Origin of the sequence: Mycobacterium europaeum (assembly GCF_002102155.1) — a bacterium.
Lineage (GTDB): Bacteria > Actinomycetota > Actinomycetes > Mycobacteriales > Mycobacteriaceae > Mycobacterium > Mycobacterium europaeum.
Genome location: NZ_LQOU01000033.1, coordinates 1 through 26,002, shown reverse-complemented (window position 1 = coordinate 26,002; position 26,002 = coordinate 1). Strand labels below are relative to the sequence as shown.

Annotated in this window: 24 protein-coding genes; 18 read left to right on the top strand and 6 right to left on the bottom strand. The window is 70.9% G+C overall.

The genetic code is table 11. From position 1 onward, the window contains the following. The 12 genes from AWC03_RS27295 to eccE form a co-directional block, all read left to right on the top strand. A partial coding sequence (locus AWC03_RS27295; protein WP_476738885.1) for a PPW family C-terminal domain-containing PPE protein occupies nt 1-478 on the top strand: 478 nt, incomplete at its 5' end. Between the two features lie 346 nt (nt 479-824). Beyond that, complete coding sequence (gene eccA, locus AWC03_RS16470; RefSeq protein WP_085241804.1) at nt 825-2,678, top strand: type VII secretion AAA-ATPase EccA; 1,854 nt, start codon at nt 825-827, stop codon at nt 2,676-2,678. Next, nucleotides 2,675-4,294, top strand: coding sequence for a type VII secretion protein EccB (gene eccB / locus AWC03_RS16465; RefSeq protein ID WP_085241800.1), 1,620 nt, complete (start codon nt 2,675-2,677; stop codon nt 4,292-4,294). The genes eccA and eccB overlap by 4 nt, the downstream gene beginning before the upstream one ends. After that, nucleotides 4,291-8,265, top strand: coding sequence for a type VII secretion protein EccCa (gene eccCa, locus AWC03_RS16460; protein WP_085241799.1), 3,975 nt, complete (start codon nt 4,291-4,293; stop codon nt 8,263-8,265). Before eccB ends, eccCa begins: the two co-directional genes overlap by 4 nt. Nucleotides 8,266-8,275: 10 nt before the next feature. Beyond that, entirely contained in the window at nt 8,276-8,584 is a 309-nt protein-coding gene (locus AWC03_RS16455; protein ID WP_085241798.1) for a PE family protein, read from the top strand. Between the two features lie 2 nt (nt 8,585-8,586). After that, nucleotides 8,587-10,059, top strand: a complete 1,473-nt coding sequence (locus AWC03_RS16450) for a PPE domain-containing protein (protein ID WP_244275148.1) — start codon at nt 8,587-8,589, stop codon at nt 10,057-10,059. Nucleotides 10,060-10,121: 62 nt separating this feature from the next. Beyond that, on the top strand, nt 10,122-10,415 hold the full coding sequence (gene esxG / locus AWC03_RS16445) for a type VII secretion system protein EsxG (protein ID WP_085241797.1): 294 nt from the start codon (nt 10,122-10,124) through the stop codon (nt 10,413-10,415). A gap of 41 nt (nt 10,416-10,456) precedes the next feature. Continuing rightward, the gene (locus AWC03_RS16440; protein WP_007172528.1) at nt 10,457-10,747 is read left to right on the top strand and encodes a WXG100 family type VII secretion target; all 291 of its coding nucleotides are present in this window, start codon (nt 10,457-10,459) and stop codon (nt 10,745-10,747) included. Nucleotides 10,748-10,757: 10 nt separating this feature from the next. Continuing rightward, nucleotides 10,758-11,627, top strand: a complete 870-nt coding sequence (locus AWC03_RS16435) for an ESX secretion-associated protein EspG (RefSeq protein WP_085241796.1) — start codon at nt 10,758-10,760, stop codon at nt 11,625-11,627. A 66-nt stretch (nt 11,628-11,693) separates the two neighbouring features. Continuing rightward, complete coding sequence (eccD, locus tag AWC03_RS16430; protein WP_142278413.1) at nt 11,694-13,112, top strand: type VII secretion integral membrane protein EccD; 1,419 nt, start codon at nt 11,694-11,696, stop codon at nt 13,110-13,112. After that, on the top strand, nt 13,109-14,503 hold the full coding sequence (gene mycP, locus AWC03_RS16425; protein WP_085241794.1) for a type VII secretion-associated serine protease mycosin: 1,395 nt from the start codon (nt 13,109-13,111) through the stop codon (nt 14,501-14,503). The genes eccD and mycP overlap by 4 nt, the downstream gene beginning before the upstream one ends. Further along, nucleotides 14,500-15,477 (top strand): type VII secretion protein EccE, encoded by a 978-nt coding sequence (eccE, locus tag AWC03_RS16420; protein WP_085241793.1) that lies wholly within the window; start codon nt 14,500-14,502, stop codon nt 15,475-15,477. Before mycP ends, eccE begins: the two co-directional genes overlap by 4 nt. Here eccE and AWC03_RS16415 read toward each other — a convergent pair. After that, nucleotides 15,467-16,687, bottom strand: a complete 1,221-nt coding sequence (locus AWC03_RS16415; protein ID WP_085241792.1) for an alpha/beta hydrolase family protein — start codon at nt 16,685-16,687, stop codon at nt 15,467-15,469. The genes eccE and AWC03_RS16415 overlap by 11 nt on opposite strands. An 82-nt stretch (nt 16,688-16,769) precedes the next feature. Here AWC03_RS16415 and AWC03_RS16410 point away from each other — a divergent pair, with 82 nt between their 5' ends. Then, complete coding sequence (locus tag AWC03_RS16410) at nt 16,770-17,555, top strand: trans-aconitate 2-methyltransferase (RefSeq protein WP_085241791.1); 786 nt, start codon at nt 16,770-16,772, stop codon at nt 17,553-17,555. Here AWC03_RS16410 and AWC03_RS16405 read toward each other — a convergent pair. Further along, nucleotides 17,552-18,955 (bottom strand): sulfatase family protein, encoded by a 1,404-nt coding sequence (locus AWC03_RS16405; RefSeq protein WP_085241790.1) that lies wholly within the window; start codon nt 18,953-18,955, stop codon nt 17,552-17,554. The genes AWC03_RS16410 and AWC03_RS16405 overlap by 4 nt on opposite strands. A 39-nt stretch (nt 18,956-18,994) precedes the next feature. Next, nucleotides 18,995-19,672 carry a 5,6-dimethylbenzimidazole synthase gene (gene bluB, locus AWC03_RS16400; protein ID WP_085241789.1) on the bottom strand — a complete coding sequence of 226 codons (678 nt, stop codon included), beginning with the start codon at nt 19,670-19,672 and terminating at the stop codon, nt 18,995-18,997. A gap of 73 nt (nt 19,673-19,745) precedes the next feature. Here bluB and AWC03_RS16395 point away from each other — a divergent pair, with 73 nt between their 5' ends. Further along, nucleotides 19,746-20,030 carry a hypothetical protein gene (locus tag AWC03_RS16395; protein WP_085241788.1) on the top strand — a complete coding sequence of 95 codons (285 nt, stop codon included), beginning with the start codon at nt 19,746-19,748 and terminating at the stop codon, nt 20,028-20,030. Here AWC03_RS16395 and AWC03_RS16390 read toward each other — a convergent pair. Next, complete coding sequence (locus AWC03_RS16390) at nt 20,014-20,496, bottom strand: hypothetical protein (RefSeq protein WP_085241787.1); 483 nt, start codon at nt 20,494-20,496, stop codon at nt 20,014-20,016. The two genes, AWC03_RS16395 and AWC03_RS16390, sit on opposite strands and share 17 nt — an antisense overlap. 82 nt (nt 20,497-20,578) lie before the next feature. On the opposite strand from AWC03_RS16390, the gene AWC03_RS16385 reads away from it, so the two are divergent. Beyond that, complete coding sequence (locus tag AWC03_RS16385) at nt 20,579-21,256, top strand: phosphatase PAP2 family protein (RefSeq protein ID WP_085241786.1); 678 nt, start codon at nt 20,579-20,581, stop codon at nt 21,254-21,256. A 59-nt stretch (nt 21,257-21,315) separates the two neighbouring features. Further along, nucleotides 21,316-21,972, top strand: coding sequence for a L,D-transpeptidase family protein (locus AWC03_RS16380; RefSeq protein WP_085241785.1), 657 nt, complete (start codon nt 21,316-21,318; stop codon nt 21,970-21,972). 4 nt (nt 21,973-21,976) lie between these two features. On the opposite strand, the gene AWC03_RS16375 is transcribed toward AWC03_RS16380, so the two are convergent. Both AWC03_RS16375 and AWC03_RS16370 read right to left on the bottom strand, forming a co-directional pair. Continuing rightward, complete coding sequence (locus tag AWC03_RS16375) at nt 21,977-22,477, bottom strand: nuclear transport factor 2 family protein (RefSeq protein ID WP_085241784.1); 501 nt, start codon at nt 22,475-22,477, stop codon at nt 21,977-21,979. After that, on the bottom strand, nt 22,464-23,084 hold the full coding sequence (locus tag AWC03_RS16370) for a TetR/AcrR family transcriptional regulator (RefSeq protein ID WP_085241783.1): 621 nt from the start codon (nt 23,082-23,084) through the stop codon (nt 22,464-22,466). The genes AWC03_RS16375 and AWC03_RS16370 overlap by 14 nt, the downstream gene beginning before the upstream one ends. Before the next feature lie 37 nt (nt 23,085-23,121). On the opposite strand from AWC03_RS16370, the gene AWC03_RS16365 reads away from it, so the two are divergent. Together AWC03_RS16365 and AWC03_RS16360 are read left to right on the top strand one after the other, a co-directional pair. After that, nucleotides 23,122-24,345: a hypothetical protein gene (locus tag AWC03_RS16365; protein ID WP_085241782.1), complete on the top strand. Its 1,224-nt coding sequence runs from the start codon at nt 23,122-23,124 to the stop codon at nt 24,343-24,345. Between the two features lie 157 nt (nt 24,346-24,502). Then, on the top strand, nt 24,503-26,002 hold a 1,500-nt coding region (locus tag AWC03_RS16360; protein ID WP_085241802.1), incomplete at its 3' end, for an Hsp70 family protein.

Sequence of the window (26,002 nt, the reverse complement as noted above, 5' to 3'; positions counted from 1 at the left end):
GTGGAGGCGGGCGCGGGCCCCGGCCCCGGCGCCCGCGCCCGCCTCGGTGGCGGCGACCGGGGGCCCGCCGCCCGTCGGCGTCGGGGGCGCCCCCTTCCCGTACCTGGTGGGCGGTCCGACCGTCGGGTCCGGCACGGGCCTGGGCGCCCGCGCGCAACGCAGGGCGCCGGAGCCCGATTGCGCAACAGCCGCGGCGGTGGCGGCGGCGTCGGCGCGGGAGCAGCGGCGGGCCCGGCGGCGTCGCCGGGCGGCGATCGAAGACCACTACCGGGGTTACGAATTCGTCGACCTCGAGCCGGATCCGCCCGAAGCGGCGGTGTCGTCGGTGGCTTCGGACCGGGGGGCGGGGCAGCTGGGTTTCGCCGGGACGGCGAGCAGGGCCGCCGCCGACGCGTCCGGACTGGCGACGCTGGCCGGCGACGGTTTCGGCGGTGGCCCGTCGCTGCCCATGGTCCCGGGCAACTGGGCGCCGGACTGACCGAGCCCCATCCGCATCGCCGGGAGCGGAACTTTCCCGGTGCGACGGACGACTACTGGCTTGTCCGGCGACCGCGTGACGGCAGCGCGCGGATTGCTAATGAAAATGATTTTCGATAAGATCGGGCCGCTTGAGAAGCTGCTGTCAGGGGCATGCCAACCTACTGAGACGGGGACGGGGACCGAAAATGCGGACGACTTCCCCGGTTAAGATCCTTATCAGCGGAAATGGGCAGGGTGTGGCGTGGTGACCCGGAAGACCCTCGGCGCCTCGACACTTAGCTTATGCAATGCTAACTTCAGGCGGGTTAGGTTAGGGGAGGCTACACAAATGGAAAGACGTGGCCGTGGAGTTCGGTGACACCGGCGTGCTGGCCGCTCAGCCCGTCAATGCTCGAGCCGAGGCGCGGGTCGACGGCGACGTCGTCAGCCGGTTCGCCACGTGCTGCCGTGCACTCGGCATCTCGGTGTACCAGCGGCAGCGACCGGCCGACCTGGCCGCCGCCCGCTCCGGGTTCACCGCGCTGACCCGCATCGCGCACGACCAGTGCGACGCCTGGACGGGGCTGGCGGCCGCCGGCGACGTGTCCCTGCGGGTGCTGGAGGCGGTGTCGCGGACCGCGGCGACGGCCGGCGCGTTGCAGCGCAGGGTGGACCTGGCGCCCGGCGCGCTGGGCTTTCGCTACGACACCGGCCTGTATCTGCAGTTCCGCGCCGCCACCCCCGACGACTTCCACCTCGCCCACGCCGCGGCCCTGGGGACGGCAGGACGGTTCGCCGACGCCGACCGGATCGTCGCCGGCCTGACCGCGCGCCGCCCGAACTGGCACGAGGCGCGCTGGATCGCCGTCGTCGTCAACTACCGCGCCGAGCGGTGGTCGGACGTCGTCAAGTTGCTCACGCCGGTCGTCAACGACGCCGGTCTCGACGAGGCCTACGCGCACGCGGCCAGGATCGCGTTGGGCACCGCCCTGGCGCGGCTGGGCATGTTCGCCCCGGCGCTGTCCTATCTCGAGGAACCCGACGGTCCCGTCGCGGTGGCCGCGGTCGACGGGGCGCTGGCCAAGGCGCTGGTGTTGCGCGCGCACGTCGACGAGGAATCCGCGAGTGAAGTGCTGCAGGACCTCTACGCGGCCCATCCGGAAAACGAACAGATCGAAGAGGCCCTGTCCGACACCAGCTTCGGGATCGTGACCACCACCGCGGCCCGCATCGAGGCGCGCACCGACCCCTGGGACCCGGGCACCGAGCCCAGCGCGGAGGACTTCGTCGACCCCGCGGCGCACGAACGCAAGTCCGTGCTGCTGCACGAGGCCGAACTCCAGCTCGCCGAGTTCATCGGCCTGGACGAGGTCAAGAACCAGGTGTCGCGGCTGAAGAGCTCGGTCGCCATGGAACTCGTGCGCAAGCAGCGCGGGCTGGCCGTCGCCCAGCGCGCCCATCACCTCGTCTTCGCCGGGCCGCCCGGCACCGGTAAGACCACCATCGCCCGCGTGGTCGCCAAGATTTATTGCGGGCTCGGGCTTTTGAAGCGGGAGAACATCCGGGAGGTGCACCGCGCCGACCTGATCGGCCAGCACATCGGCGAGACCGAGGCCAAGACCAACGCCATCATCGACAGCGCGCTCGACGGGGTGCTGTTCCTCGACGAGGCCTACGCCCTGGTGGCCACGGGCGCCAAGAACGACTTCGGGCTGGTGGCGATCGACACCCTGCTGGCGCGGATGGAGAACGACCGCGACCGGCTGGTGGTCATCATCGCCGGGTACCGGGCCGATCTCGACAAGTTCCTGGACACCAACGAGGGCCTGCGTTCCCGCTTCACCCGCAACATCGACTTCCCGTCCTACGCGCCGTCGGAGCTCGTCGAGATCGCGACCAAGATGGCCGAGCAGCGCGACAGCGTCTTCGAACAGGCCGCGCTCGACCACATGGAAGCGTTGTTCACCAGGCTGGCCACCGAGTCGACGCCGGACGCCAACGGAATCTCCCGGCGCAACCTCGACATCGCCGGCAACGGTCGATTCGTCCGCAACATCGTCGAACGCTCCGAGGAAGAACGCGAATTCCGGCTCGACCATTCGGATCACGCCGGGACCGGGGAATTCAGTGACGAGGAGCTGATGACGATCACCGACCAAGATGTCGAGAACTCGGTGGAGCCGTTGTTGCGCGGGCTCGGACTGTCGGTGCCGGCATGACGACTCCTGAATCGGACGACCGCCGTTCGTTCGCCTCCCGAACCCCGGTCAACGACAATCCCGACCAGGTCGAGTATCGCCGCGGCTTCGTCACCCGCCACCAGGTCAGCGGCTGGCGGTTCGTGATGCGGCGCATCGCCTCCGGCATCGCCCTGCACGACACCCGGATGCTCGTCGACCCGCTGCGCACCCAGTCGCGCGCGGTGCTGATGGGCGTGGTGCTGCTGGCCACCGCGTTGGCGGGCTGCTTCGTGTTCTCGCTGATCCGGCCCAACGGGACGGTGGGCACCAACGCCGTGCTCGCCGACCGGTCGACCGCCGCCCTCTACGTGCGGGTGGGCGACCAGCTCCACCCGGTGCTCAACCTGACCTCGGCCCGGCTGATCGTCGGGAAGCCGGTCAACCCCGTCACGGTGAAAAGTGCTGAGCTGGACCGCTTTCCGCGCGGAAACCTGATCGGCATCCCGGGTGCGCCGGAGCGCATGGTGCAGAACACCACCCGCGACGCCAACTGGACGGTGTGCGACGGGATCGCCGGGACCGCGCGCGCCGTGCACAGCACCGGTGTCACGGTCATCGCCGGCCGGCCCGACAGCAGCGGTGCGCGGGCGGCCAGGCTCGACGCCAACCGGGCGATCCTGGTCGATTCGCCGACCGACAGGGGCGACACCACCTGGCTGCTCTGGGACGGCAGGCGCAGCCAGATCAACCTGGCCGACCACGCCGTCACGAACGCGCTCGGCCTGGGGCTGAACAACTCCGACATCCCCGCGCCGCGCCCCATCGCGCCGGGCCTGTTCAACGCGGTCCCCGAGGCGCCGGCGCTGACGGCGCCGGGCATCCCGAACGCCGGTGCGCCGGCCGGTTTCGCCGTGCCGGCCCCGATCGGGGCGGTCGTGGTTTCCTATGCGCTGGACCAGAACTCGGCGGGCGGCGCCCGCTACTACGCGGTGCTGCCGGACGGGCTGCAGCCCATCTCCCCGGTGCTCGCCGCGATCCTGCGCAACACCAACTCCTACGGGCTGGACCAACCGCCGCGGCTGGGCGCCGACGCCGTGGCCAAGCTGCCGGTGTCGCGGATGCTGGACACCTCCCGCTACCCCGACCAGCAGGTCACCCTCGTCGACGCGGCCACGGACCCCGTCACGTGCGCGTACTGGAGCAAGCCGGCCGGCGCCGCCACCAGCTCGCTGAGCCTGTTGGCCGGCTCGGCGCTGCCGGTGCCCGAATCGATCCACACCGTCGACCTGGTCGGCGCCTCCGCGCGGAACGGTTCGATCGCCGCCCGCGTCGCGTTGGCGCCGGGCACCGGTTACTTCGCCCAGACCGTCGCCGGCGGCGCCGGCGCGCCCGGCGCCGGGTCGTTGTTCTGGGTCTCCGACACCGGCGTCCGCTACGGCATCGACAACGAGGCCGAGAGCTCGGCCGCCGGGCGCGGCAAAACCGTTGAGGCCCTTGGCCTGAGTGAGCCGGCGGTGCCGGTCCCGTGGTCGGTGCTGGCACTGTTCGCGAGCGGCCCGGCGCTGTCGCGCGCCGACGCGCTGCTGGCGCACGACGGACTGCCGCCCGACAGCAGGCCCGGCCGCGTGGCATCAGCAGAGGGAGCGCCCCGATGAGCCGACTCATCTTCGAAGCCCGCCGCCGACTGGCGCCCCCGGTCACCCGCAAGGGCACCATCAACATCGAGGCGCCGCCCGAACTGCCGCGGGTCATCCCGCCGTCGTTCCTGCGCCGGGCGATGCCCTATGTGCTGGTGATCCTGATCGTCGGTATGGTCGTCGCGCTGTTCGCCACGGGCATGCGGCTGATCTCCCCACAAACGCTCTTCTTCCCGTTCGTGCTGCTGCTGGCCGCCACCGCGATGTACCGCGGCAACGACAGCAAGACCCGCACCGAGGAGGTCGACGCCGAACGCGCCGACTACCTGCGCTACCTGTCGGTGGTCCGCGACAACATCCGCACCGCCGCCGCCCAGCAGCGGGCGGCGGCCGAGTGGTCGCACCCGGAGCCGACGGCGCTGGCCAGCGTGGCGGGATCGCGCCGCCAGTGGGAGCGCGACCCGCACGACCCGGACTTCCTGGTGCTGCGCGCCGGCCGCCACCAGGTCCCCTTGACCACCGCGCTGCGGGTCAACGACACCGCCGACGAGATCGACCTGGAACCGGTGTCACACAGCGCATTACGCAGCCTGCTCGACACCCACCGCATCGTGCGCGACGTGCCGACCGGCATCGACCTGACCAAGGTCTCGCGGATCACCGTGCTGGGTGAGGAGGACCACGCCAAGGCGGCGATGCGCGCCTGGATCGCCCAGGCGGTGACGTGGCACGACCCCACGGTGCTGGGCGTGGCGCTAATCGCGCGCGACCTGGAGGCCCCGGACTGGTCCTGGCTGAAATGGCTTCCGCACGTTGACGTTCCGGGGGAGCTCGACGGCGTCGGGCCGGCCCGCCTGCTGACGACCAACCCCGACGAGCTGGTCCTGCTGCTCGGGCCCGCGTTCGTCGACCGCCCAGCGTTCACCGCCGAGCCCGCCGACGCGCTGCGGCACCTGCTGATCGTGATCGACGACCCCGACTTCGACCTGAACACCTCGACGCTGGGGCTGGGCCGCGCGGGCGTCACCGTCGTGCACCGCGGCACCACGCCGCCGCACCGCGAGCAGTACTCGGATCCGGAGAAGCCGATCCTGCGCGTCATCGGCGAGGGCAGCCGAACGGGGGCCCTGGTGCGGTGGCAGACCGGCGGCTGGCAGCCCTACGTCGACGACGCCGACCGGCTCGGCGTCGACGAGGCCGCGCACCTGGCGCGCCAACTGTCGCGCTGGGACTCCAACCCGACCCACACCGGGTTGCGCTCGGCGGCCACCCGCGGCGCCAGCTTCACGACGCTGCTGGGCATCCCGGACGCCTCCCGGCTGGACGTGCCCACCCTGTGGGCGCCGCGCCGGCGCGAGGACGAGCTCCGCGTGCCCATCGGCGTCACCGCGACCGGCGAGCCGCTGTACTTCGACCTCAAGGACGAAGCCGAGGGCGGAATGGGGCCGCACGGCCTGATGATCGGCATGACGGGCTCCGGCAAGTCCCAGACCTTGATGTCGATCCTGTTGTCGCTGTTGACAACCCATTCGGCCGACCGGCTGATCGTGATCTACGCCGACTTCAAGGGGGAGGCCGGGGCCGACAGCTTCCGCCATTTCCCGCAGGTCGTCGCGGTGATCTCCAACATGGCCGAGAAGAAGTCGCTGGCCGACCGGTTCGCCGACACGCTGCGCGGCGAGGTGGCCCGCCGGGAAACGCTGCTCCGCGAGGCCGGGCGCCGCGTGCAGGGCAGCGCGTTCAACTCGGTGGTCGAGTACGAGGACGCGATCGCCGCGGGCCACGACCTGCCGCCCATCCCCACGCTGTTCGTGGTCGCCGACGAGTTCACCCTGATGCTGGCCGACCACCCGGAATACGCGGAGCTGTTCGATTACGTTGCGCGCAAGGGCCGCTCGTTCCGCATCCACATCTTGTTCGCGTCGCAGACGCTGGACGTGGGCAAGATCAAGGACATCGACAAGAACACCTCCTACCGCATCGGGTTGAAGGTGGCCAGTCCCAGCGTGTCCCGCCAGATCATCGGCGTGGAGGACGCCTACCACATCGAATCGGGCAAGGAACACAAGGGCGTGGGCTTCCTGGTGCCCGCCCCGGGCGCGACCCCGATCAAATTCCGCAGCACCTATGTCGACGGCATCTACGAGCCGCCGCAACGCGCGAGATCCTTTGTGGTGCAGGCCGCGCCGGAGCCCAAGCTGTTCACCGCCGGGCGGGTGGAGCCGGACCAGGACATCGTCATCCCGGTCACCGACGATGAGGACCTCACCGGGCCCCCGCGCAAGCTGATCGCCACCATCGGCGACCAGCTGGCCCGGTACGGCCCGAGGGCGCCGCAGTTGTGGCTGCCGCCGCTGGACGAGCCGATCCCGCTGACCGCGGTGCTGGCGCGGGCCGGGGTGCCGCAGCGCCAGTGGCAGTGGCCGCTCGGCGAGATCGACAAACCCTTCGAGATGCGCCGCGACCCACTGGTGTTCGACGCCACGTCGTCGGCCGGCAACGTGGTGATCCACGGCGGCCCCAAGTCCGGGAAATCGACCGCCCTGCAGACGTTCATCCTGTCGGCGGCCAGCCTGCACTCGCCCCGCGACGTCACGTTCTACTGCCTGGACTACGGCGGGGGCAAGCTGCGCGAGCTGGAAGACCTGGCGCACGTCGGCAGCGTCGCCTCCGCGCTGGAGCCCGAGCGCATCCGGCGCACCTTCGGCGAGCTGGAGCAGCTGATGCTGTCGCGGCAGCGGCGCGAGATGTTCCGCGACTCCCGCGGCACCGCCCCCGACGACGGGTACGGCGAGGTGTTCCTGGTCATCGACAACCTCTACGCGTTCGGCCGGGACAACACCGACCAGTTCAACACCCGGAACCCGTTGCTGGCCAAGGTGACTGAGCTGGTCAACGTCGGGCTCGCCTACGGCATCCACGTCGTCATCACCACCCCGAGCTGGCTCGAGGTGCCGCTGGCCATGCGCGACGGCCTCGGCCTGCGCCTCGAGCTCAAGCTGCACGATCCGCGGGACAGCAATGTGCGCGTCGTCGGCGCGCTGCGGCGCCCCGCCGAGGCGGTGCCCCACGACCAGCCGGGCCGCGGGTTGACCATGGCCGCCGAGCACTTCCTGTTCGCCGCCCCGGAGTTGGACCAGATCGGCGCGCTCAACGCCCGCTACCCCGGCATGGCCGCGCCGCCGGTGCGGCTGCTGCCGACCAACCTCGCCCCCGACGCGGTCGGCGCCCTGTATCGCGGCCCGGAACAGGTGGTCATCGGGCAGCGGGAGGAGGACCTCGCGCCCGTCGTCGTCAACTTCGCCGACGAGCCGCTGCTCATGGTGTTCGGCGACAGCAAGTCCGGCAAAACCACCTTGCTGCGCCACATCATTCGCACCATCCGCGAGAACTCCACCGCCGACCGGGTGGCCTTCACCGTGCTGGATCGGCGGCTGCACCTGGTCGACGAGCCGTTGTTCGCCGACAACGAATACACCGCCAACGTCGATCGCGTCATCCCGGCGATGATGGGCCTGGCCAGCATCATCGAATCGCGGCGTCCGCCGGCCGGGCTGACGCCCGCCGAGCTGGCCCGCTGGGCGCATACGGGTCACACCCACTACCTGATCATCGACGACGTGGACCAGATACCGGACTCGCCGGCGATGAGCGGGCCGTACATCGGGCAGCGGCCGTGGACCCCGCTGATCGGAATCCTCTCGCAGGCGGCCGATTTGGGGCTGCGGGTGATCGTGACGGCGCGCGCCACCGGATCCGGCCACGCCCTGATGACCAATCCGTTGCTGCGCCGCTTGAACGACTTGCAGGCGACCACGCTGATGCTGGCGGGCAACCCGCAGGACAGCGGCAAGATCCGGGGCCAGCGGTTCGGCCGGTTGCCGGCCGGGCGGGCGATCTTGTTGGGCGACAGCGACAGTCCGACCTATGTGCAGTTGGTCAACCCGTTGGTGGGTGAGGCCGCGATGTCCGGTGAAACGCAACAGTAAGGGGAGAGTCATGACGTTGCGAGTGGTTCCCGAGGGCCTGGCCGCGACCAGCGCCGCGGTCGAGGCGCTGACGGCGCGGCTGGCGGCCGCGCACGCGGCGGCCGCCCCGGCCATCACGGCGGTGGTCCCGCCGGCGGCGGATCCGGTGTCGCTGCAGACGGCCCTCGGGTTCAGTGCCCAGGGCCAGGAACACGCCGCCGTCGCCGCCCAGGGCGTCGAAGAGCTCGGCCGCGCCGGGGTGGGTGTCGGCGAAGCCGGCGCCAGCTATCTCGCCGGAGACGCCTCGGCCGCCGCGACGTACGGGTTCGCGGGCGCCTGACCATGACGTCCCCCGTTGCGCCCGTCTGGATGGCCTCGCCGCCCGAGGTGCATTCGACGCTGCTGAGCGCCGGTCCCGGACCGGGACCGCTGCTGGCGGCCGCCGGCGCGTGGAGCTCGCTGAGTGCCGAATACGCAACGGCGGCGGCCGAACTCACCGGGATGCTGGGGGAGACGCAGGCGGTTGCCTGGGAGGGGCCGGCCGCCGAGCAGTACGCGGCCGCGCATGGGCCCTATCTGGCGTGGCTGCAGCAGGCCAGCGCCGACAGCGCGGGCCTGGCCGCGCAGCACGAGGTCGCGGCGGCGGCGTACACCGCCGCCCTGGCGGCCATGCCGACGCTCGGCGAGCTGGCCGCCAATCACGCCGTCCACGGGGTGCTGGTGGCGACCAACTTCTTCGGCATCAACACGATTCCGATCGCGCTCAACGAAGCCGACTACGCGCGGATGTGGGCGCAGGCCGCCACCGTGATGGGCGCCTATCAGGCCACCTCGGGTGCGGCGCTCGCCTCCGCGCCGCGCAGCGCGCCGGCACCGTCCATCGTGCGGCCGGGCGGTGAGGCGAACAACGCCGTGCAGAGCTCGTCCGACCCCGCAAACGCGATCTCGGACTTCTTCAGGCAGCTGTCCCAGTTCCTGCAGGACTTCTTCCAGAACCTGTCGAGGATGCTGCAGGAGTCCTGGTCGAACCTGCCGGCACTGCTGGCCGCCAACGGCCCGCTGCTGTTCTTCGTCGCCTACCAGGTGTTCTTCAACGCCGTCGGCTGGCCGACCTGGGGCGCGATCCTGACTGCACCCTTCCTCATTCCGCTGCTGCTCGGCATCGGCCTGAGTTCCTTGCTCACCGCGCCGGCCGAGATCGCGCCGGTCGCGGCCGGGGCCGCGGCGACGCCGCTCGTCACGTCGACCAGGCCGGCGTCGCTGCTGCCGGCGGTCGCGCTGGCACCCACGGTCGCGACCCCCGCCGGGGCCCCGGCCACGTCGGTCTCCGCGGGCTCGGCTGCGGCTCCCGCGCCGGCCCCGGCCCCCGCGCCGGGCACTCTTGCCTACCTGGTCGCCTACGGCGGTGACCCGGAGACCGGTGTCGGCCCGACGCTGGGGGGCCGCGGTGGCGCCAAGGCACCGGCGGCGACCATCCCGGCGGCCGGCGCGGCGTCCGCCAGCCGGGCCGAGGCGCGGGCGCGGCGGCGCAAGCGCGCCGCGATGCGCGACCACGCCGACGAGTTCGCGGACATGGATGCCGACTTCGGCGTTCCCCCCGACCACGCCGACGCCGTCGCGTCCGGGGCCGGGGCCGGCGCCCTGGGCTTCGCCGGCACGGCGCGCAAAGAGCACGCCTTCCGGGCGGCCGGACTGACCAAGCTCACCGACGGCGAGTTCGGCGGCGGCCCCAGGAGGCCGATGATGCCGGGCACCTGGGACCACGACACCGAGCACGACCCGGCGGGCCCGACCGAGCCGAGAGAAGGGGGGTAAGGCATCAGCGCGATGCCTGGCAGTCAGCGAAACCCCATGAGACCGAACAGAAAGGAAGCAGCATGAGCATGTTGGACGCTCACATTCCCCAGTTGGTGGCCGCGCAGTCGGCGTTCGGCGCCAAGGCGGCGTTGATGCGCAGCACCATCAGTCAGGCCGAGCAGGAAGCGATGTCGGCGCAGGCGTTCCACCAGGGCGAGGCCTCGGCCGCGTTCCAGGCCGCGCACGCGCGCTTCGTCGAGGCGGCCGCGCGGGTCAACACCCTGCTCGACATCGCACAGGCCAACCTCGGTGACGCCGCCGGCACCTACGTGGCCGCCGACGCCGCCGCCGCATCCGGTTACACCGCCATCTGATCCCACCCCGCTAGCCGCCATCAACCGCGAAAGGACTTGTCATGTCCCAGATCATGTACAACTACCCGGCGATGTTGAGCCACGCCGCCGACATGTCGGGCTACGCCGGCACGCTGCAGGGCCTCGGTTCCGACATCGCCAGCGAGCAGGCCACGCTGTCCAACGCCTGGCAGGGTGACACCGGTATGACCTACCAGGCGTGGCAGGCCCAGTGGAACCAGGCGATGGAGAGCCTGGTGCGTGCCTACCAGGCGATGGCCAGCACCCACGAAGCCAACACCATGTCCATGCTCGCCCGCGACCAGGCCGAAGCCGCCAAATGGGGCGGCTAGTCCCGGTGCGATGAGCGCTGAGCCCAACGCCGTCGAGCTGACGGTCAATCACGCGTGGTTCATCGCGGAAACCATTGGGGCGGGCAGCTTCCCGTGGGTTCTGGCGATCACCTCGCCCTACACCGACGCCGCCCAGCGCCACGCGTTCGGAGAGCGTCAGCGCGACGAGCTGACCCGGATGGGTCTGGTGTCCGAGGGCGGGGTCGTCAACCCGGCGGTGGCCGACTGGATCAGGGTGGTGTGCTTTCCGGACCGATGGCTCGACCTGCGATACGTGGGCCCCGCCAAGGACGGCGGCGCCGGAGAGTTGCTGCGCGGCATCGTGGCGCAGCGCTCCGCCACCACCGCCAAGACGATCGTGGCGTTGCGCAGCGCACAGCTGATCACGTTCACCGCCATGGACATCGACGATCCGCGTGCGCTGGTCCCGGTCCTCGGCGTCGGTCTGGCGCAGCAACCACCGGCCCGATTCGACGAGTTCAGCATGCCGGCGCGGGTCGGCGCCCGGGCCGACGAACGGCTGCGTTCGGGCGCCTCGCTCACCGAAGTCGTTGACTACCTGGGCATCCCGCAATCGGCGCGGCCGGTGGTGGAATCGGTGTTCACCGGTCCGCGCAGCTACGTCGAAATCGTCGCCGGCTGCCGCCGCGACGGCAGCCAGGCCACCACCGAGGTGGGGATGAGCATCGTCGACGCCGCGGCCGGACGGGTATTGGTGAGCCCGTCGCGCGCCTTCGACGGCGAGTGGGTGTCGACCTTCGCGCCCGGCACGCCCTTCGCGATCGCCGTCGCGATCGAACAGCTGACCGCGCTACTGCCGGAGTCCGACTGGTTCCCCGGCCACCGGCTGGCCCGAGACTTCACCGCCCAACACGCCTAACCCAGCAAGAGAGAAGAGAGCAACGATGTTCCAGGAATCGAGGGACCGGTGACGTCCGGCGCCGTCATGCCGATCGTCCGCGTGGCAATCCTCGCGGACAGCAGGCTGACGGAGATGGCGTTGCCCGCCGAGTTGCCGCTGCGCGAGATCTTGCCCGCCGTCCAGCGGCTGGTGATTCCGGCGGCGTCGAACGGCGAGTCCGACGACACCGGCCGGGGAACCGCCGACGTCGGCGCGGCGATCCAGTTGAGCCTGGCGCCGATCGGCGGGGCGCCCTTCAGCCTGGACGCCAGCCTGGACACCGTGGGCGTCGTGGACGGCGACCTGCTGGCGCTGCAGCCGGTGCCCGTGGGACAGGCGGCGCCCGGCATCGTCGAGGACATCGCCGACGCCGCCATGATCTTCTCGACCTCCCGGCTGAAGCCCTGGGGCGCAACGCACATCCGGCGGGGGGCGCTGGCCGCGGTGATCGCCGTGGCGCTGCTGGCCACCGGCCTCTCGGTCGCCTACCGCGTCGCCACCGGCGCGCTGGCCGGGCTGGTCGCGGTCAGCGCGGTCGCGGCGGTGACCGCCATCGTCGGCCTGCTGGTCGCGGCCCGCTCGCCGCGCACCGGTATGGCGTGCTCCATCGCCGCGCTGGTGCCCATCGGCGCCGCGCTGGCGTTGGCGGTGCCCGGACGGTTCGGGCCGGCGCAGATCATGCTCGCCGCGGCCGGCGTCACCGCGTGGTCGCTGATCGCCTTGATGGTCCCCGGCGCAGAACGCGAGCGCGTCGTCGGCTTCTTCACCGCGACCGCGGTGCTGGGCGCGGGGGTGCTGGTGGCCGCGGGCGCCGAGGTGCTCTGGCACCTGCCGCCGCTTGCGATCGGCTGCGGCCTGATCGTCGCCGCCCTGCTCGTCACCGTCGAGGCGGCCCCGCTCTCGGCGTTGTGGGCGCGCTTCCCGTTGCCGGTCATCCCGGCGCCCGGCGACCCCACGCCGTCGGCCCCCTCGCTGCGGGTGCTCGAGGATCTGCCGCGACGGGTGCGGATCAGCGACGCCCATCAGAACGGATTCATCGCCGCCGCAGTGCTGCTCAGCGTCCTGGGGTCGGTGGCGATCGCGCTGCGCCCCGAGGCCCTGAGCGGGGTGGGCTGGTACGTGGTGGGCGCCACGGCCGCGACGTCGGTGCTGCGCGCCCGGGTGTGGGATTCGGCCGCGTGCAAGGCGTGGCTGCTCGCGCAGCCCTACCTGGCCGGCGGCGTCCTGCTGGTGCTCTACACCGCGACCGGACGCTACGCCGCGGCCCTGGGCGCCACGCTGGTCCTGACCGCGCTGGCCCTGGCGTGGGTCGTGGTGGCGCTCAACCCGCACATCGCCGAGCCGGAGAGCTATTCGCTGCCCGTGCGCCGGCTGACGGGCTTCGTCGCGGCCGGACTCGACGCGTCGCTCATCCCCGTCATGGCCTACCTCGTCGGCATCTTCACCTGGATACTCAATCGATGATTCGGTCCGGATCAGCTTGTCTCACAGCGGCATTGGCGGCCATGCTGTGGACGTGCCCGTCGGCGCTGGCCATCGAGGCGCCGAAGGTCGATCCGGGCGTGCCGCCGCCCAGCGGGGCCCCTGGACCCGTGCAACCGATGGAGCAGCGTGGCCCCTGCAGCGTCTCCGGGGTCATCCCCGGCAGCGACCCCGCGGCCGTCACGCCCAGCCAGGCCACGCTGAATCTGCCTGGCGCGTGGCAATTCTCGCGCGGTGAGGGTCAACTGGTGGCGGTGCTGGACACCGGGGTGCGGCCCGGTCCGCGGCTGCCCAACGTCGACCCGGGCGGCGACTTCGTCGAGGCGACCGACGGCCTGACCGATTGCGACGGCCACGGCACCCTGGTGGCGGGCCTCATCGCCGGCCAGTCCGGGGACGACGGCTTCGCCGGGGTGGCGCCCGCGGCCCGGGTGGTGTCGATCAGGACGACGTCGGCGAAGTTCTCGCCGCGCACGCCCGGCGGCGACCCGCTGATGGCGCGGGCGTCCCTGGACGTCACGACGCTGGGCCGCGCCATCGTGCACGCCGCCGACCTCGGCGCCCGGGTGATCGACATCTCCACGCTCACCTGCCTGCCCGCCGACCGGCCCGTCGACCAGGCGGCGCTGGGGGCGGCGATCCGCTACGCGGCGGTGGAGAAGGACGCGGTGATCGTGGCCGCCGCCGGCAACACCGGCCTCACCGGATCGGTCGCCGGCGGGACGTCGTGTGAGTCCAACCCACTCACCGACCTGAGCCGCCCGGACGATCCGCGCAACTGGGCCGGCGTCACCTCGGTCTCCATCCCGTCGGTGTGGCAGCCGTACGTGCTGTCCGTGGGCTCCCTGACCCCGGACGGCCGGCCGTCGAAATTCACCATGGCCGGGCCGTGGGTGGGCATCGCGGCCCCCGGCGAACGCATCACGTCGATCGGCAACGGCGATGGCGGCGGCCTGGTCAACGGGCTGCCCGACGACCACCAGCAACAGGTTGCGCTGAGCGGCACCAGCTATGCGGCGGGTTACGTCGCCGGCGTCGCGGCGCTGGTCCGCAGCAAGTACCCCGACCTCACCGCCACCCAGGTGGTGCACCGCATCACCGCGACCGCGCACAACGGCGCGCGGGCACCGTCCAACGTCGTCGGCGCCGGCAGCGTGGACCCGGTGGCCGCCCTGACCTGGCAACTGCCCGCCGGCGACCCGCCCGCCGCCGCGGCGGTCAAGCCGGTCGCCGTTCCGCCGGCACCGGCGCCCAAGGACACCACCCCGCGGACCGTCGCGCTGATCGGAACCGCCGCGCTGGCCGTGCTCGTCGCGGTCGCGGGCGCGATCGCCGCCACCGCCACCCGCCGTCGAAAGGACCCCACCCCGTGAGCCTGCAGCGCTGGATACCCACCCCCGGACCCGGGCGCGTCACGCTGGCGCTGCTGGCGGTCATCCCCGCGGTGATGGCCTACCCCTGGCGGTCGTCGCGGGACTACTGGCTGCTCGGCATCGCCGCGGCCGTCGTGCTCGTGCTGTTCGGCTGCTGGCGCGGCTTGTATTTCACCACGCTGCTGCGACGCCGGCTGGCCATCGTGTCGCGCCGCGGCGCGGCCGCGCCGGAATCCCCCACCGCGACAACCGCGCTACTGCGGGTCGGCGCGCCGGGCGGCGACGCCGACGCGCTGCCGCTGCCGCTGCTCGCCGGCTACCTGGACCGCTACGGCATCCGCGCGGACAAGATCCGGATCACCAGCCGCGACAACGCATCCGATGCGTCCCGGCGCGAGACGTGGATCGGGCTCACCATCTCGGCCGCCGACAACCTGGCCGCGCTGCGAGCCCGCTCCGCGCGCGTCCCCCTGCACGAGACCGCGCAGGTGGTCGCGCGCCGGCTGGCCGACCACCTGCGGGAGCTCGGCTGGGAGGTCACCGGCGTCGCTGCCGACGACGTCCCGCGGCTGCTCACCGCCAACGCCCGCGAGAGCTGGTCCGGGGTGCACCGCGGAGCGTCGGATTACCTTGCCGCATACCAGGTTCCGTTAGACGGGCAGTTGGCCGAAACCCTGCGGGCGATCCGCGCGCATCCGGCGCGCGAGACCTGCACGGCGCTCGAGATCGCCGGCGACGCAACCCGCAACACCGTGGCGGCCGCGTGCGCATTCCTCACCGACACCCCGCCCGGGCGGACCGCGCCGCCGGCCGGCCTGATCCCGCAGCGCGGCAACCACCGGCCGGCGCTTGCCGCGTTGGACCTGCTGTCCACGCAGCGGCTCGACGGGCACACCGATGCGCCGGCGGGCTTGCTGGCGGAGCTGGACTGGCCGACGGTGGGGGCGCCGGTCACCGAGACCGCTAGAACATGACGGTCTGCAGGAAAGCGGTCATTCGGCGCAGATAGTCCAGCTGGCTGACGTGCAGCACGTGGCTGCCCGGAAACCAGTGCAGCGCACAACGATCCCAGTGCTCCCACAGCTCGACGGCATGGTCCGGCGGGGCCATGCGATCACCGAGTCCGGTGATGATCATCCGGCGGTCCTTGTCCAGCAGCGGCCGATAGCTCAGCGGGCAGTGGTAGGACAGCCCGTCCGACAACTCCGCGCGGCTGATGCGGGACAGCCGCAGCCCCAGCCGCACGAGTTTGTTGGCCGGGAACCATGCGTCGAACAACGTCGCCGGTGTGACGACGGGACAGTTCGGGATCACGGCCTCGAGCCGGTCGTCGACCGAGGCCACCAGCGCCGAGGTGTAGCCGCCCAGCGAGATACCGGTCAGCGCGATCCGGGCGACCCCGGTGCCGCGCAGGTAGTCGATGATGGACCGGAAGTCGTGCACGGCCTGGGCCATCGCCTCGGCGAAGCCACTCAGCCCGCCGGCGAAATAGCCGAAACCGCTGAACGGCGAGCATCTTTCGGCACGCTTGCCGTGAAACGGCAAGGTGTACATCAACACGTCGTAGCCGGACCGGTAGTACCAGGGCAGGGTGAACAACCGTCCGTTGGCCAGATACGACGACCCCATGAAGCCGTGGATGACACACAGCGTGGGGCGGGGCCCGTCGTCGTGGCGCCAGTGCTGCGCGCGCACGACGTTGTTGGACTTCCACGCGCTCCACTGTTCGCGCATTGCGGGGTTGACGGCGGTGAAGCCGCTTTGAAACGCGATGTTTTCCACCGTGCCGCCGGCGGCCCACTCGGTCAGCGGGCTGGCGCGCCGCGACGACACCCGCGGCGGCGCGGTGGGCGCGGGAAACGACTTGACCGGATCACGCTGCGCGCCCAGCTCGGCGTAGAAGTTCAGGTTGGCGCGCTCGGCGCGGGCGTTCGAGTGCCGCAGGGTGGAGGCGACCACGGCCGGCGCCACCGTCGCGGTGAGTAGCGACGACACCCAGGTGCGCAGCGCGAGGTCGCCCACGGCCGAGCCCTCGACTACCATGCGCTGGCGGGGGGACAACGCGGCGGCCGGGGGTAACCCGCCGACGTCGATCGGTACGTCTGCGCCCTGGAAGGCATCCTTGAAGGTTCCGGGGATGTCCGGAACGGGAATGGGCGGATCAATCGAAGTTTCGGGCGCCACGAACGCCGATGCTAACCGGGATGCGGTAATACGGTTGGGCTGTTCCGCCGATTGGCGACGTGCATCGATCAGGAGGACCGACATGTGGGATCCCGATGTCTACCTGGCCTTTGCGGACCATCGCAGCCGGCCCTTCTACGACCTGCTGTCCCGGGTGGGGGCGGAGCGGGCCCGGCGGGTCGTCGACCTCGGCTGCGGGCCCGGCCACCTGACCAAGTACCTGTCCCGGCGTTGGCCGGAGGCGGTGATCGAGGCCGTGGACACCTCGCCGGAAATGGTCGCCGCCGCAAAGGAACGCGGCATCGACGCCGTCGTCGGCGACCTGCGGGACTGGAAGCCCAAGCCCGACACCGACGTCGTGGTGAGCAACGCCGCCCTGCACTGGGTGCCCGAACACGCCGACCTGCTGCTCCGGTGGGCGGACGAGCTGCCGGCCGGGTCGTGGATCGCCGTGCAGATCCCGGGCAACTTCGAGACGCCGTCACACGCCACCGTGCGCACCCTGGCCCGCCGGGAGCCGTACGCAAAAGTCATGCGGGACATCCCGTTTCGGGTCGGCGCAGTCGTACAGCCGCCGATCCAGTACGCCAACATGCTGCTGGATGCCGGATGCAAGGTCGACGTCTGGGAGACCACCTACCTGCACCAGCTGACCGGCGACAACCCGGTGCTGGAATGGATCACCGGGACGGCGCTGGTCCCGGTGCGCGAGCGGCTGAGCGCAGAAGACTGGGAGCGGTTCCGCGGGGAACTCATCCCGCTGCTCGACGACGCCTACCCGCCCCGGGCCGACGGGACGACGATCTTCCCGTTCCGCCGGGTGTTCATCGTCGCCGAGGTGGGCGGCTCCCAGCGCTCGGCGGGCTAACCGCTCGCCTGCTCCTCGATGCCGCGGTCCGCGGCGATCGCCGACCGGGCGGTCGGCTGCACCCGATGAATCTGCAGATACGTCTCGGTGTAACGCTCCACGATGCGGGTTCCGGCGAATTCTGACGGGATGACGTCGCCCGTCCGCTGCCGCCAATCATGAAGCCGCACGGCCAGATCTGCCGCGATCTCCCGGGCATCCGCGTCGTCTCCGGTCAGCAGGTTGGTGGTCTCGGCGGGGTCGGCGCGCAAGTCGTAGAGCTCGCGCTTCGGGCGCGGGCCGGTGATCAGCGGTGCCACGGCGTGACCGGAGGGGCTTTCCTCGATGTCCAGCGGGAGGTCGAGCAGCGGCCGGGCCGCGTAGTTCTCGATGTAGCTGAATTCCTTGGTGCGAATCGCGCGGATCGGATCGAACGAGTCGTGATAGGTCTTCGTCGTGTACACGTGGTCTCTGACCGGCGCCGCGTCGGGGTCCGGCGCCAGCAGGGCGGGGCCGTGCGAGACCCCGTCGACATCCGGGGGAACGCCGAGACCGAGCAGGTCCAGCAGCGTCGGAAGCAGGTCCACGCCGCTGAACAGCTCGTCGTAGACGCGCGGGGTCAGGGCCCGGCCGGTGGGGGGCCGGATGATCATGCCGATGCCGGTTCCCGCGTCATAGAGCGTGGACTTGGCCCGGGGGAGAGCCGGGCCGTGGTCGGTGAAGAAGACGACCCACGTGGTGGCGTCCAGTCCCGTTTCGGCCAGCGTGTCCAGGAGCCGGCCGACGGCGGCATCGGCAGTGGCGATCGACCCGTAGAAACTGGCGAGGTCGCCGCGGACCTCGGGGGTGTCGGGCAGGTAGCCGGGGGGGTTGACCACCGCCGTGTCCGCCGGCTCATAGCGGTCCCGGGGATATGGCCGGTGCGTCTCGAAGAACCCGGCGGTGAGCAGGAACGGCTGGCCCCCGCGGTCTTCGGTGCCTTCACGCAGCCATTGGGAGGCCCTGTCGACCACGTAATCGCAGTACGAGTTGGACACGTCGAACTCGTCGAAGCCCAGCCGCTGCGGATACGACGTCTCGTGCTGCATACCGAAAAGCGCCGAATACCAACCCGCGTCGGTCAAGATCTGGGGGAGGGTGCGAACGCCGCTGCGGTATTCCCAGCCGTGGTGCGCCAGCCCGACCAGGCCGTTGGTCTGCGGGTAGCGCCCGGTGAACAGCGATCCGCGCGACGGGGAGCACAGCGGCGCGGTGGCGTGCGCCCGGGTGAACAGAATGCCCTCGGCGGCAAGGCGGTCCAGCCGGGGGCTGGACACGTCCGGGTGGCCGTAGACACCGAGATAGCGCCCCAGGTCGTGCCAGTGCACGATCAGCACGTTGTCCTGGCGGCCCGCCGCTTCGCCCGGCCCCAATTGCGTCACCCTCTCCAACTCGCCCCGCGACGGGCGACGATACCGCAGCTACTTGGGCGGATCCTGGGGGTGCCGGTTCCAGCGGTTCTCGCAGACGAACTCCGACAACGGGCGGGCGACGGCCCAGCCGTCCAGCTCCAGCGCCGGCCGGTCGGGGAACTCGGGCACCGGGCCCAGACACAGGATGGCCACCGGCTCCGCTCCGGCGGGTATCTCGAGCAGGGCCGCCAACCGCTGCGGCTCGAACAACGAAACCCAGCCCATGCCAAGGCCTTCCGCACGCGCCGCCAACCACAGGTTCTGGATCGCGCACGACACCGACGCCAGATCCATCCGCGGCAGCGTCCGCCGGCCGAACACGTGCTTTTCCCGGTCGTCGCCCAGCGCCACCACCAGCAGCTCGGCGCACTCGAGGATGCCCTCGACTTTCAGCGCGAGAAACTCCTCGCCCCGCTCGCCCAGCGCGGCCGCGGTGAGCGGGCGCTCTTCGTCGACGAGGGCGTGGATGCTCCGGCGCAGTGAGTCGTCGGTGATCCGGATGAACCGCCACGGTTGCATCAGACCGACGCTGGGCGCCGCGTGGGCTGCCTGCAGCAGGCGCGCCAGCACGTCCTCGCCCACCACGCCGCCGGGCACGAACCGGCGCATGTCCCGCCGCTGGAACATCGCCCGGTAGACGGCACGGCGCTCCTGCGGGCTGAAGGCCTCGTCGCTCACGGGGCTCATCGTAGGAAATCCGCGTTAGCGTGAACGGTGTCCGCGGCACGGACCCGCCGAACACCCGAGAAAGGAGTGTTCCGTGAAGCCCTTCGACCTGCTCGACCAGCTGCCCACCGACCGCGCCGCCGGCCGCGTGTACGGCGAGCCCTATCAGACACCGGACGGCACCACCGTGATTCCCGTCGTCAGGCCGCGCGGTGTCTTCGTCATCCGCAACGGCCGGGCGTCCTGGGAGCCCGCCATCGACGCGAATCGAATCGCGCTGATCGGAGTGATCACCGGCCTGCTGGCCGCGGTGATCGGCAGCCTGGCGGTGCTGCGGCAGCCGCCCTGGCCGCGGATGACGATCACGGACTATAGGTGACGCCGACCGCGCGGAAGACGTAGTCGGGCGGCATGTCGAAGGCCAGCGACCGCCGCGGCAGCCCGCCGAGCACGTCGGCCGGAATGGCGGCCTTGTAGCGCAGCGACAGCTCGCCGCTGAACCTCGGGTCCACCCGCGAGACGTCGACGTCCACCCGCACACCGGTCGGCGATATCTCGACCCGCGCCGAGCCGGTCTGCGGCGCGTCCCAGCGGACGTCGACGGTCGGGCCCGCCAGCCGGGGCAACATGGACAGGGTGGCCAGCACCCGCTCGGAGGTGAACACCAGCGAACCCGTGTAGCTGGCGACGCTGTGCGGCACTCGCACCCCGGGAATGGTGCCGCGGAACCGCCGGGTCACCGCGACATAGTCGGCCAAAAAGATCAGTCCCTCGGCCTTGACCTGCGCGTACACATCGTCGGGCAGCTTGCCGATGCCGAACAACCTCCGGACGAAGACGGCCATGACGCCAGTATGGACCCGGTCGGCTGACCCGCTGGTCGGGCCGCCCGATCCCCGGCGCGGCGCGGCTGGTATCGGTGGGGTCATGACCCGATCGCGGACCCTTGCGGCCCTGTGCATCGCGCTGACCGCCGCGCTGATCTACGCCCTGATGTGGGTGGGTTACGCGCAGGACTGGCACTGGCAGCAGCGCATGGACTGGTCGCTGCTGAACGCCGCGCATGACCGCGCCGTCAAACACCCGTTCTGGGTGCGGTTCTGGGCGGACGTCTCCTTCGCGCTGGGGCCGGTTCCGTTGCGCGTGCTGGGCACGGTGGTGGCGGCGGCCGCCCTGATCGTGCGCCGGGTGCGGGCGGGGCTGTTGCTGTTGGCCTGCGCGCCGCTGAGCGGGCTGGTGACGGTGGCGGCGAAGAAGCTGGCGGACCGGCCGCGCCCGCCGACCATGCTGGCGGTCGCGGCCGAGACCTCCTTCCCGTCCGGGCACGCGCTGGAGGTGACGGCCGCGCTCTGCGCCGCGCTGTCCCTGGCGTTGCCGGCGATGAGCCGGGCGGTGCGCGGCGTCGCGGTGGCGCTGGTCGGGCTGAGCGTGCTGGCGGTGGGGATCTCCCGGGTGGCGCTGAACGTGCACTACCCGTCCGACGTGCTGGCCGGCTGGTCGCTGGGCTACCTGTATTTCATGGTGTGCTTCACCGTGATTCGGCCTCCGGGCGCGACGCGCTCCCGAAATGCCTGCGAGCCCGGCGATTTGATCACGGCCCGGTGACCCAACCGGGGCCGAACCTTTACTTGACCTTGCGCTGCGGGAGTCTGACGATTGAGGTCATGCGCCGACTGCTCGCTTCGCTGGCCGCTTCGGCGTGCGCACTGTTCGCGTCGCTGGCCCTCGCGCCGCTCGCCGCCGCGGCCGGCGCCCCCTGGTTCGCCAACTCCGTCGGCAATGCGACGCAGGTGGTCTCGGTGATGAGCACCGGTGGATCGAACGCGACGATGGACATCTATCAGCGCACGGCCGCCGGCTGGCAGGCGCTGCGGACCGGCATTCCCACCCACGTCGGTTCGGCGGGCATGGCGCCGCAGGCCAAGAGCGGGGTGCCGGCCACCCCGATGGGGGTCTACACCCTGGACTCCGCGTTCGGCACCGCGCCCAATCCCGGTACCGGGCTGCCCTATACGCAGGTGGGGCCCAACCACTGGTGGAGCGGGGACGACCACAGCCCCACCTTCAACTCCATGCAGGTGTGCCAGAAGGCGCAGTGCCCGTTCAACACCGCCGAGAGCGAGAACCTGCAGATCCCGCAGTACAAGCACGCGGTGGTGATGGGTGTCAACAAGAACAAGACCCCGGGCGGCGGCGCTGCCTTCTTCTTCCACACCACCGACGGGAAGCCCACCGAGGGATGCGTGGCGGTCGACGACGCTCAGCTGGTGTCGATCATGAAGTGGCTGCGGCCCGGCGCGGTGATCGCCATCACCAAGTAGCGGGTCAGCCGGCGTCGGTGGCCAGCGCGCGGCCGGGTTTGACCTGAAAGTTCATGCCTTCCAACGACATTGTGGCGTCGTAGGTCCTGTCGTAGCCCGTCCCGGCGATCTTCCAGCCGGCGTCGGTGCGCCGGTAGGTGTCGCGGTAGAACGCGGCGCCGATCAGCATGAAGTTGAGGTCGGCGACGATCACCCGGTCCTGCAGATACCAACTGCCCGTGGCGGTGTCGCCGGTCACGGTGATGTCCGGATGGGTGACCCGATGCTCGGTGATGACGTTGGCGGGCAGCGACGTACGCATGTACTCCACCAGGTCGTCGCGGTTGGTGAAGTGCAGCTCGTTGCCGATCGACGGCCCGTAGTCGGCCTTGATGTCCTCGGCCAGGGTGTCGGCGAAGTCGTCCCAGTGCTTGGTGTCCAGCGCGCGCAGGTACCGGTACTTGACCTGCTTGATGGCTTCGATGTCGGCGAGATCGTGAGGGGTCATCAGGTCATTGCAGCACACGGGTGACCATGTCGATCAGAGCGCGTCGCTCGAGGCTCCAGTCGACCTCCGCCCCGGTGACCATCTGCGCCAGCACCACACCCCGCAGTGTGGCCCAGATGACTTCGGCCACACCGGCATTCGCCGGATCATCGGTGATGAGCCGGCCCAGCTGGCCGACCGCGGCGTTCATCTCCAGCAGGTGACGGCGCGGCGACTCGCCCGGCCCGCCGCGGGTGGCGCGCAGGATCTCGAACGCCGCCGTCGACGTCGGGCTGCTGTAGCAGCTCCACGCCGTGTCGACCACCACCTCGATGCGCTCGCGCAGCGGCAGCTCGCTGACGTCGGCCGACGACAGGCTCCCGATCAGCCGGTCCACCCCGTCGTCCACGACGGCCGTCAGCAGGCCGCTGCGGTCCCCGAAGTGGTACTGGATGACCCCCCATGTCACGCCCGCGCGTTCGGCCACGTGTTTGGCGGTGGCCGCGGCGAAACCTTCCTCGGTGATGCAGCGGACCGTCTCGTCGATGATTTTCGCGCGGGTGTCGTCGCCGCGCTTGCGCGGCGCACTGGTGCGCCGAGTGGGGCCAATGGAGCTCCCGGGCACCTGACCTGCGGCAATGGACATTGTTGACTTTATAACATAGTCATGTCTATTTTTGGGCGTGAGCCGATCCCGATATGCGCGGTTGACGCGCGAGCAGCTGGCCGTGCTGGTTCCCGAACTCCTCCTGATCGGGCAGCTGATCGACCGCTCCGGCATGGCGTGGTGCATCAGCGCCTTCGGCCGCGACGAGATGGTGCAGATCGCCATCGAGGAGTGGGCGGGCGCCAGCCCGATCTACACCCGGCGCATGCAGGAAGCGCTCAACTTCACCGGCGACGACGTGCCGACCATCTTCAAGGGGTTGCAACTCGACATCGGCGCCCCACCGCAATTCATGGACTTTCGCTACACCGTCCACGACCGCTGGCACGGCGAATTCCAGCTCGACCACTGCGGCGCGCTGCTCGACGTGGAACCGATGGGGGACAAGTACGTCTTCGGGATGTGCCACACCATCGAGGACCCCACCTTCGACGCCACCGCGGTAGCGACCAACCCGCGCGCCCAGGTCCGCCCCATCCACCGGCCGCCGCGGACGCCGAAGGACCGGCATCCGCACTGCGCGTGGACGGTCATCATCGACGAGTCCTATCCCGAGGCCCAGAGCATTCCCGCGCTGGATATCGTTCGCCAAACCCGGGCCGCGACTTGGGAACTCGATCCGATCGACCGCTCGGACGAGGGCAAGGCGGACTACTCCGGCCCGTTGCTGTCCGACTTCGACTTCGCCGGCTTCTCGCATTCGGCGCTGGTCCGGATGGCCGACGAGGTCTGCCTGCAGATGCACCTGCTCTACCTGTCGTTCGCCATCGCGGTGCGGGCGCGCGCCGCCGACGAGGCGCAGGCCGTGTCGGTGTGCACCCAGGGCCTGACCGGCATCGCGGGCGTGGCCGCCGAGCGCATTCACCGCGCGCTGGGGCTGCCGGGCGGTGTCGAGGGGGTGCTGCAGGTGCTCGAACTGCACCCCCTGCTGAACCCCGCGGGCTATGTCCGCGCGGAAACGGCCGACCGGCTCGTCGTGCACCGCTCGCCGGCCCATGACGACGCCGCCTGGATCGCGCTGTGCTCACCCGAAGCCACCCAACCGCTGCAGGCGATCGCCACCGCCGTCGACCCGCGCATCGAGGTTCGGGTCAGCGGCACCGACACCGACTGGACCGCCGAACTGGTCGAAACCGACACCGCCGCGGCGGAACTGCCCGAGGTGTCGGTAACGAAGGTCAGTGGCGGAGCGACATTCCAGTTCGAGCCCAGGCGGTCGCTCCCGCTGACCGTGGTGTAGGCACCTGCGCGAATTTGTCAAGGGGCCGCCGGTACCACTTCGGTGACGAGGTGACATCGACCGGATACCGATGACGTTGCAAGCCATCGGATTTCGGCGTGTCCGCGGCTATGGTTAACGCTGGCCACCGACCCCTATAGACGAAGGTTTTCGCTCTATGTACGACCCACTCGGGTTGTCGATCGGGACCACGAACCTGGTCGCTGCGCGCAACGAAAGCCCGCCGGTTACCCGGCGTTCGGTGCTGACGCTGTATCCGCACTGTGCGCCGAGAGTCGGCCTGCTCGAAGGAGATTCGTACCTCGCCGAGCCCGGCGTGATGATGAGAGGCTTCGTCGAGCGCATCGGTGACTCGGTGGCGCTGGTGTCGGCCGACGGGTCCGCGCACGACCCGGAACTGCTGACGGTGGAGGCCCTCGACGCGATGGTGTGCGCCGCCGGCGCGGACGCATCCTCCTCGGACATCTCCATTGCCGTGCCCGCGTACTGGAAACCCGCGACGGTGCAGGCATTGCGCGACGGGTTGCGGACCCACCTGGGATTCGTGCGCAGCGGCACGGCGCCCCGGCTGATCTCGGATGCGATCGCGTCGTTGGCCGCCGTGAAGTCCGAGCTCGGCTTGCCCGAGGACGGTGTGGTGGGGCTGCTCGACTTCGGCGGTGGCGGCACCTCGGCGACGCTGGTCGATGTCGCGGGTGACTTCGAAATCATCAGCGCAACAATGCGTTACGCGGGCCTATCCGGTGACGAGATCGACCAGGAGCTGCTGCTGCGGGTTTTCGAGGAGCTCGGCCGCGGCAGTGGCATGGACCCGGGGAGCACGGCCGCCGTGGGGCAGCTCGGCGAACTCCGGGAACAGTGCCGCCTGGCCAAGGAACGGCTGTCCGTCGACGTGGTCACCGAGATCGCCGCCGAACTCGGCGGTCGCAGCTGCAATTTCACGCTCCGGCGCGACGATCTCGAAGACCTGATGGCGGACCGGCTGACCGGTTTCATCTACGCCTTCGACGACATGCTGGTGCGCTACCGCAAGAGCTGGGCCGACCTCGCGGCGGTGGTGACCGTCGGTGGGGGTGCACACATTCCGCTTGTCGCTGAACGGCTTTCGATCCACGGGCGCACCCCGGTCCTGGCACCGTCGCAGCCCGCGCTTTCGGCGGCCGGCGGCGCGTTGCTGCTGGCGTCCCGCGGCGAAGGGCTGAGCCTGCGCACGCGCACGTCGATAGGCCTGCTCGCGGCCGCCAACGCCGCCGGCGACGTCATCGACCTCGGGGCCGGTGACGTGCTGGTGATCGACGACGAGGCGTTGACCGACCGCGAGCTGGCGTGGTCGCAGACGGAGGATCCTGGGGACCTGCGGGTGCGGTTCGGCGGCGAGATCTACGACGAGGACGGCCCGGCCGGCTGGTCGATGCGGCTGAACGTGATCGACCCGCCCCGGGACCGGTCGTGGCGCCGCCTGCGGTTGTCGCAGTTGATCATCGGCATGTCCGCGCTGGTGGCCATGACGGCGATCGGCGGGGTGGCCTACACGCTGACCGGCATCGAACACCGCCAGGTCCCCCCGGCGCCCAGCGTGGCGCCCCGGCCGGCGCCGCCGGCCAGCCCCCTGGTCCCGCGCACCGTCGCGCCGCCGCCCCCGACCGCCGTGCCGGCC

Coding starts and splice junctions, on each gene's coding strand:
- AWC03_RS16380 (WP_085241785.1), top strand. CDS start 21,316: ATGCGCCGACTGCTCGCTTCGCTGGCCGCTTCGGCGTGCGCACTGTTC.
- AWC03_RS16455 (WP_085241798.1), top strand. CDS start 8,276: ATGACGTTGCGAGTGGTTCCCGAGGGCCTGGCCGCGACCAGCGCCGCG.
- mycP (WP_085241794.1), top strand. CDS start 13,109: ATGATTCGGTCCGGATCAGCTTGTCTCACAGCGGCATTGGCGGCCATG.
- AWC03_RS16435 (WP_085241796.1), top strand. CDS start 10,758: ATGAGCGCTGAGCCCAACGCCGTCGAGCTGACGGTCAATCACGCGTGG.
- eccB (WP_085241800.1), top strand. CDS start 2,675: ATGACGACTCCTGAATCGGACGACCGCCGTTCGTTCGCCTCCCGAACC.
- AWC03_RS16370 (WP_085241783.1), bottom strand. CDS start 23,084: ATGTCCATTGCCGCAGGTCAGGTGCCCGGGAGCTCCATTGGCCCCACT.
- AWC03_RS16390 (WP_085241787.1), bottom strand. CDS start 20,496: ATGGCCGTCTTCGTCCGGAGGTTGTTCGGCATCGGCAAGCTGCCCGAC.
- AWC03_RS16450 (WP_244275148.1), top strand. CDS start 8,587: ATGACGTCCCCCGTTGCGCCCGTCTGGATGGCCTCGCCGCCCGAGGTG.
- AWC03_RS16440 (WP_007172528.1), top strand. CDS start 10,457: ATGTCCCAGATCATGTACAACTACCCGGCGATGTTGAGCCACGCCGCC.
- esxG (WP_085241797.1), top strand. CDS start 10,122: ATGAGCATGTTGGACGCTCACATTCCCCAGTTGGTGGCCGCGCAGTCG.
- AWC03_RS16410 (WP_085241791.1), top strand. CDS start 16,770: ATGTGGGATCCCGATGTCTACCTGGCCTTTGCGGACCATCGCAGCCGG.
- eccD (WP_142278413.1), top strand. CDS start 11,694: ATGCCGATCGTCCGCGTGGCAATCCTCGCGGACAGCAGGCTGACGGAG.
- AWC03_RS16385 (WP_085241786.1), top strand. CDS start 20,579: ATGACCCGATCGCGGACCCTTGCGGCCCTGTGCATCGCGCTGACCGCC.
- eccCa (WP_085241799.1), top strand. CDS start 4,291: ATGAGCCGACTCATCTTCGAAGCCCGCCGCCGACTGGCGCCCCCGGTC.
- bluB (WP_085241789.1), bottom strand. CDS start 19,672: ATGAGCCCCGTGAGCGACGAGGCCTTCAGCCCGCAGGAGCGCCGTGCC.